This is a genomic window from Archangium sp. (assembly GCF_036389735.1).
Lineage (GTDB): Bacteria > Myxococcota > Myxococcia > Myxococcales > Myxococcaceae > Archangium.
Map to the genome: position 1 here is coordinate 1 of NZ_DASVWK010000091.1, position 3,730 is coordinate 3,730.

The 3,730-nt window shown below is 69.9% G+C and carries 3 protein-coding genes; 2 read left to right on the forward strand and 1 reads right to left on the reverse strand.

Annotation, left to right across the window (positions count from 1 at the left end; genetic code table 11):
- On the forward strand, positions 1-1,560 hold a 1,560-nt coding region (locus tag VF794_RS03655), incomplete at its 5' end, for a response regulator (RefSeq protein ID WP_331107748.1).
- A 19-nt stretch (positions 1,561-1,579) separates the two neighbouring features.
- Here the strand turns inward: VF794_RS03655 and VF794_RS03660 are convergent.
- Complete coding sequence (locus tag VF794_RS03660; protein ID WP_331107750.1) at positions 1,580-2,164, reverse strand: hypothetical protein; 585 nt, start codon at positions 2,162-2,164, stop codon at positions 1,580-1,582.
- Positions 2,165-2,326: 162 nt separating this feature from the next.
- Between VF794_RS03660 and VF794_RS03665 the strand changes: the two genes are divergently transcribed.
- Positions 2,327-3,730 (forward strand): transketolase (locus VF794_RS03665; RefSeq protein ID WP_331107752.1); only part of this gene is annotated, 1,404 nt, incomplete at its 3' end.

The window sequence follows — 3,730 nt, forward strand, 5'->3', positions numbered from 1 at the left end:
CTGCGGCAGATCCTCCAGAACCTGATTGGCAATGCCATCAAGTTCACCGCCGCCGGAGAGGTCATCGTGCGGGTGGAGAAGGTGTCCGAGGAGGCCGAGCACGTGGTGTGCAGGTTCTCGGTGCGCGACACCGGCATCGGCATCGCGCCGGAGCACCTGCCGCAGCTCTTCGAGTCCTTCTTCCAGACCGACAGCTCGGTGACGCGCCAGTATGGTGGCACCGGTCTGGGCCTCGCCATCAGCAAACGGTTCGTCGAGCTGATGGGGGGGCGGATCGAAGTGGAGAGCGAGTACGGCAAGGGCAGCTGCTTCTGGTTCCAGCTTCCCCTGGCGAGGTGCCCGGGTGAGGCGGCCCGGCCCTCCGAGCCGGTGCCCCCCCCGGTGCGCGAGCTGCGGGTGCTCGTCGTGGACGACAACGCCAGCGCCCGCGACATCCTGGGCGCCATGTGCGTCTCTTTCGGGTTCAAGGCGCACGCGGTGGCGAGCGGCCAGGAGGCCCTGGACGAGCTGGGGCACGGCCTGGAGGGTCGCCCCTATGATCTGGTGCTGCTCGACTACCACATGCCGGGACTCGACGGCCTCGAGACGAGCCGCCGGATCCACCAGCGTCAGGACCTGGCGCGGCTGCCCACGGTCATCATGGCGTCCATGAGCGAGAGCCCCCTCATCGCCCAGCAGGCGCAGGCCGCCGGGGTCGACGCCTACGTACACAAGCCCGTGACACCATCGACCCTTCTGGACACCCTCCAGCGGGCCCTCCGCATTTCGCCCACCCAGACCGCGCGGACACCCGGCCGCCCGGGAGGCTCCCGGGCCGCTCCTCTCCACCTGAGGGGCAAGCGGATCCTGCTGGTGGAGGACAATCGGCTGAACCAGGAAGTGGCGCTGCACTTCTTGCGCGGGGCTGGCCTGGAAGTGGACGTGGCCTCCCAGGGGGCGGAGGCCCTTGAGCGCGTGTCCCAGGGCAGCTACGACGCGGTGCTGATGGACTGCCAGATGCCCATCATGGACGGCTACGAGGCCACCCGGCGCATCCGCGCCCAGCCCCGCTTCTCCCGGCTGCCGATCATCGCCATGACGGCCAACGCCCTGAAGGGGGATCGCGAGCGCAGTCTGGAAGCAGGCATGAACGAGCACCTGAGCAAGCCGATCAACGCCACCAACCTCTACCAGACGCTGGGCCGGTGGCTCGCACCCGGGGCCATCGCGACGCAGCGGCCCGACCCGGGGCATGTGAACATGGAGACCGCGCTCCTCAATATGGATGGAGACGCGGACCTGTACCGGACGGTGGCGGAGATGTTCCTCGGTGATGCGCCAGCCTGCTGGGAGCAGTTCCGGACGGCTCGGGACGGTGGAGACCGGGAGAGTGCCGCCCGCGCGGCCCATACCTTGAAGAGCCTCGCCGCCAACATCGGCGCCGAGCGGCTCCAGGAGCACGCGCGGAGGCTGGAGTCCGGCTCGAGGGACAACGACGAGCCCACGCTCGCGGCGAGCACCCCCGCCTTCGAGCGGGAACTGTCCCAGGTGCTCGCGACCCTCCAGGACTTTCTTCGGTAGGAGCGCCCCCTGCCCTGAGTCAGCGCAGCTCGATGCGCTCCTTGCCGCCCTTCTTGCGCACCCAGGCCTTGGGCTTGGGCGGCACCGCCGGCTCCGGCCTCTTGGGGGCGGTCTCCTCGCGGGCCTTCGACGCCGCACGGCCCCTGGGCAGCACCACCTCCTGCACCGATTGCGGCTTGGCGTCATCCACCCAGCTCGCCGGCCGCCGGCCCGACTTCACCAGCAGACGCAGCTTCTGGTAGTGCGCCGAGCAGTACCCCTTCGAGCGCGACGGCCGCGGGCACCCGACGATGGCACACCGACGCCCCGCCTCCTCCGGTCCCCGCGCCGCGGGAGGACGACCCCTGCGCGCCGGCACGGGCGACTCGTCCACCTCCACGGGGCGACCCCTGCCCCGGCCCACCATCGGCGTCTCGAGCCCCGGCATCGCGAACTGCGAGGACTGCATGCGCGTGGCCAGCGGCGCCAGGCGCAAGATGATGTCCTCCAGGGACTCGAGCACGTCCATGTTCTGCCCCATGCGCGCGACGGCCTTGTGCATGGGGGCCAGCCGGGTTCGCAGTTCCGCCTGGACCAGCTCCCGCAACGGTTTCTCGATCGACATGCGCGCACCATATGCCACCCGGGGGCCCCTCTCGCCAGTGCAACGCGCCACCGGATGACCGCCACCGTGCACCCGCGTTCACCTTCTACCGAATGCTGCGGCACTCCCGCCCCGCTTCGGGCATGGTGCGCGCCGACCGCCGGGCACAGAGGAGTCCGAGACATGACCCACGATCCGACCGACTGGCTTTGCATCAACACCATCCGCACCCTCTCCATGGACGCGGTGGAACAGGCCCACTCGGGCCACCCGGGCGCCCCCATGGCCCTGGCCCCCGTCGCCTATCAGCTCTGGCAGCAGGAGCTGCGCTACGACCCCACCCTCCCCATCTGGCCCAACCGCGACCGGTTCGTGCTCTCCAACGGGCACGCCTCCATGCTGCTGTATTCGCTGCTCCACCTGACGGGCGTGCGCCGCGTCACCTCGGACAACAGCGTCGAGGACCAGGTGGCCGTCACGCTGGAGGACATCAAGAAGTTCCGCCAGCTCGACAGCTCCACCCCCGGCCACCCCGAGTACCGCTGGACGAGCGGCGTGGAGACCACCACCGGCCCGCTGGGCCAGGGCGTCTCCAACTCGGTGGGCATGGCCATCGCCAGCCGCTGGCTCGCCGGCTACTTCAACCGCCCCGGCTTCGAGCTGTTCGACTACGACGTCTGGGCCATCTGCGGGGACGGGGACTTGATGGAGGGCGTGGCCAGTGAGGCGGCCTCGCTCGCCGGCCACCTCAAGCTGGCCAACCTGTGCTGGGTCTACGACAGCAACCACATCAGCATCGACGGCAGCACGGAGCTGGCCTTCACCGAGGACGTGGGCAAGCGCTTCGAGGCCTACGGCTGGCGCGTGCTGCACGTGACGGACGCCAACAACCTGGACTCGCTCTCGTGGGCCTTCAACACCTTCAAGCAGGAGCGCGGCCTGCCCACGCTCATCATCGTGCGCAGCCAGATTGGCTACGGCGCGCCGAAGAAGCAGGGCAGCGCGAGCGCCCACGGCGAGCCCCTGGGTGAGGAGGAGCTGAAGGGAGCCAAGCGCAAGTACGGCTGGCCCGAGGACGCGAGGTTCCTGGTGCCGGACGGGGTGCGCGAGCGCTTCGCCGAGCGCGTGGGCCAGCGGGGCCTGGAGTTGCGCACGGCGTGGGAGGCGAAGCTGGCCGGGTACCAGAAGCAGCACCCCGAGCTGGCCGAGCAGCTCCAGCGGATGCAGCGGCGCGAGCTGCCGGAGGGCTGGGACAAGGAGCTGCCCACCTTCCCGGCGGACGCCAAGGGCATGGCCACGCGCGATTCGAGCGGCAAGGTGCTCAACGCGCTGGCGAAGAACTACCCGTGGCTGGTGGGCGGCTCGGCGGACCTGAACCCGTCCACCAAGACGTACCTGGGCTTCTCCGGGCCGATGAAGCCGGGAGACCACGCCGGACGCAACATCCACTTCGGCGTGCGCGAGCACGCCATGGGGGCGATCGTCAACGGACTGGCGCTGCAGGGCTTCCGCGCCTTCGGCGGGACGTTCCTGAACTTCTCGGACTACATGCGCGGCGCGGTGCGCCTGGCCGCGCTGATGAAGCTG

Bases quoted from the DNA above. Each gene is read 5' to 3' on its own strand.
- VF794_RS03660 (WP_331107750.1), bottom strand. From the start codon at position 2,164: ATGTCGATCGAGAAACCGTTGCGGGAGCTGGTCCAGGCGGAACTGCGA.